This is a genomic window from Ilumatobacter sp., from assembly GCF_041688325.1.
GTDB lineage: Bacteria > Actinomycetota > Acidimicrobiia > Acidimicrobiales > Ilumatobacteraceae > Ilumatobacter_A.
The window spans coordinates 1-3,108 of record NZ_JBDNIJ010000362.1; the positions used below are offsets into that span (position 1 = coordinate 1).

4 protein-coding genes are annotated in these 3,108 nt (G+C 65.5%); all 4 read right to left on the reverse strand.

All coding sequences use genetic code 11. From position 1 onward, the window contains the following. Positions 1-1,195: NAD(P)/FAD-dependent oxidoreductase (locus ACH2EI_RS18680; RefSeq protein ID WP_395161117.1), on the reverse strand; the 1,195-nt coding region annotated here is incomplete at its 3' end. Then, positions 1,192-2,088 carry a TIGR01777 family oxidoreductase gene (locus ACH2EI_RS18685; RefSeq protein WP_395161119.1) on the reverse strand — a complete coding sequence of 299 codons (897 nt, stop codon included), beginning with the start codon at positions 2,086-2,088 and terminating at the stop codon, positions 1,192-1,194. The genes ACH2EI_RS18680 and ACH2EI_RS18685, both read right to left, overlap by 4 nt. Before the next feature lie 108 nt (positions 2,089-2,196). Beyond that, positions 2,197-2,487, reverse strand: a complete 291-nt coding sequence (locus ACH2EI_RS18690; protein ID WP_395161123.1) for a TlpA family protein disulfide reductase — start codon at positions 2,485-2,487, stop codon at positions 2,197-2,199. Further along, complete coding sequence (locus ACH2EI_RS18695; RefSeq protein WP_395161121.1) at positions 2,488-2,820, reverse strand: hypothetical protein; 333 nt, start codon at positions 2,818-2,820, stop codon at positions 2,488-2,490. It lies immediately after the preceding gene. Positions 2,821-3,108: the final 288 nt, after the last annotated feature.

Genomic DNA, 3,108 nt, shown 5'->3' on the forward strand with positions numbered 1-3,108 from the left:
CGGCACAACGCCTGCCGGAGTACAGCGCACCCTGGCTGGAGGCGGTATCGCGATGGTCGCCGCACACGAAGCGGCCGTCGGCGAGGTCGATGGCCTGCTTCGGGCTGAACGGTGTTTGCTGGCCGGGTTGGCCATGAGCGATCTTGTATGTGGCGAGATGGTCCCACGTGTCGACAGCGCCACCCCACCAGCCGCGTAGCTGGCGTCGGGCGATGTCGGCGAGATCGCCGTCGGGAAATGCTCCGGGAATTGCAGCGGCAATGAGGTGCCGGCCCGCAGGAGCGTAGGTGGGTGCGACGTTGCTCATCACTGCGACGTTGAGGACCGGGCCAACCCCGGTGCCGTCGAGGACGACCAGCTTCTTCTTGGTCGGCGGTGTATCGGCGGCAAAGTAGACGCAACCGACAGACTTCGAGACAACCGTTGCAAGGCCAAGTAGTTGTGCGGCGGCGGGGCCCTCGGTGGCGATGACGACGGCGTCGTGCGCCTGCGTGCTGCCATCGATTGTGATGCTGGTCGCCGTGGTGGCCGTCACCCGCTGATCGAGGTGGATTGACCCATCGGGGAGCTGCGCTGCCAGTTGGTCGGGGATGGCCTGCATGCCGGCGGCCGGGACCGCAGAGTCGCCGTCAGCGAGCATGCGGAAGATGATGTCGAACATGCGTCGGCTGTCGTTCAGGTCGGGATCGAGCTGGATGCCGCCAACCAACGGGCGGAAGAACCGCTCGATGATCGTGTCACTGAAACCGGCCTCGCGCAGGGCGTCGCCGGTGCTGATGTCGTCGCCACGGAGCAGTTGTGCCGGGTGGACGCTGCGGATTCGGCGTCGGAGCAGTGCGATGCGGGCCTTGTCGAACAGCGAACCGATCGGCGCAGTGACCGTGCCGAGCACGGATGTGGGCATCCGGAACGGGTCGGACACGACGGATCCCTTGCCGTTGCGCCAGACCAGTGCGCCGGGGTCGAACGCCTGCAGGTCGAGGGCGTCCATGTCGAGCTGCCGACGCATCTCGGGGTAGGCGGTCAGGGTGACCTGGAATCCGCGGTCGAGGATGAAGCCATCGACGATGTCGGTCCGGACGCGCCCACCGACGCCATCACTGGCTTCGTAGATGTCGACATCGATGCCGGCTTTGTGGAGCGCTGTGGCGCAGGCCAGGCCAGCGAGGCCAGCGCCGACGACTGCGACGGTCACTTACCCAAGATGGCGCGGAGCGCGGGTTCGAGTTCGGCGTGACGGAACGTGAACGTCTCGTCGCCGAGCAGGACGGTCGGGCTGACTCGCTGCCCGGTGAACAGCAGGTTTTCGGCAAGCTCGCTGCCGAGGAGCAGCTTCGGACCGAACTTCGGGATCGGGAGGAAGGTCGGCCGCTTGAGCACCTTGCCGAGCGTGTTGGCGAAGGTCTGCTGGGTGACCGGGTTGGGCGCTGTCAGGTTGACGGGCCCCTCGACGTCGGCTGCGAGGAGGTGAGCGATTGCTGCGACCTCGTCGTCGATCGAGATCCAGCTTTGCCACTGTGCGCCCGAGCCCATGGTGCCGCCCGCACCGATCTTGAAGAGGGGGAGCTGTTTTTTGAGTGCGCCACCGTCGGCGGAGAGCACGATGCCCGTCCGGAGTAAGACGACTCGGGTGCCGGCGGCTGCTGCGGGAGCGGCAGCTTCTTCCCAGTCAACGCACAGCTGTGCGAGGAAACCGGTACCGGGAGTCGATGACTCGTCGAGCTGTTCGTCGCCGCGTGCGCCGTAGTAGCCAATCGCCGAGCCGGACAGCAGCACCTTCGGGCCGTCGGAGCATGCTGCGATGGCAGTTGCGAGCAGCGACGTGCCGTCGAGGCGGCTGTCGATGAGCACCTTTTTGTAGTCGTCGCTCCACCGCTTGTCGCCAATGCCCGCGCCGGCGAGGTGGACGACTGCGTCGATTCCTTCAAGGTCACCTGGGTCGAGTACGCCGTCGCTCGGCGACCATGTGATTTCGCCTGGCTTGGCGGCCCGCCGGACCACCGGGACCGAGGTGTGGCCAAGCGAATCGAGGTGACTGATCAGGGCCGTGCCGACAAGACCTGAGGAACCGGTGATGGCAACGCGCATGACCCGAAGTTTACGGCAGCCCACGCGAGCCGCGCCACCCTGCTCCCGATTGCAGGGTGTGTGCAGGGTGTTTCAGGGTGTGTGAGCGGTGTGTGAGCCGGAAGCGGGTCAGGCTTCGGAGAGGATCTGATCGAGGAGGTCGCCGCTCACTGCCCCGGCAATCGACTCGATCGAGCCGTCGGTCTTGACAATGGACATCGCGGGTTGGAAGGCGACGTCGAATCGGTTGAACACGATGCCTGGGTTGTCGCTGATTTGCGGGAACGTCAAGCTGTGCTTGTCGATAAACCCCTGGAAATCGTCGTCATCGCCGGTCCATGCGACACCGACGAAGTTGACTGCACCGGCGAATTTCTTTGCTGCTGCCTCGACCGAGGGAGCTTCACGGTTGCAAGCGATTCAAGTGGGCGCCCAGAACCAGAACAGTGTGGGCTTACCAGCCAACGTCGCAGCATCGAGTTCGCCGCCGCCGACGAGCGGAGCGGTGAACTGCAGCGCGGCCGGTGCGGCCACAACATCGCCCGGTGCGGCCACAACATCGCCCGCGGCGGCCGTGTCGGCAGGAGCAGGCCCGGCCGCTGCAACGTCGATCGCCGGAACGTCAGATGCCAGGGACGTTTCGGCTGCGGGCTTGGGCGTCGCTGCGGTGCCGTCATTGGTTGACCCGCCGCCGCACGCCGCGATCAGCAGGCTGCTTGCAGCCAGCGCCGGAAGAAATCGAGAACCTCTCATCGAGCTGACGGTAGTGGTGATCGGCTCGAGACCGACTGCACCAGGGGGCCGGGTTTCTCGGAGGTTTCGCAGTCAGGTGCTCTTTCCGGGCCGCAGTTTCGGACAGCAGTTCCGGACAGCAGTTCCGGACAGCAGTTCTGGACAGCAGTGAGCGCTCGTAGCCTGACTGGCGATGAAGACGCGCACACTGCTCCTGCTCTCGGTGGGCACCGCATTGATGATCTTGCTTGCCGGCGGTGCGCTGCTGTTTCAGCTCTCCAACCAGGAGTCGACGACTGCAGCGATGGC

Bases quoted from the DNA above. Each gene is read 5' to 3' on its own strand.
- ACH2EI_RS18685 (WP_395161119.1), bottom strand. From the start codon at position 2,088: ATGCGCGTTGCCATCACCGGTTCCTCAGGTCTTGTCGGCACGGCCCTG.
- ACH2EI_RS18695 (WP_395161121.1), bottom strand. From the start codon at position 2,820: ATGAGAGGTTCTCGATTTCTTCCGGCGCTGGCTGCAAGCAGCCTGCTG.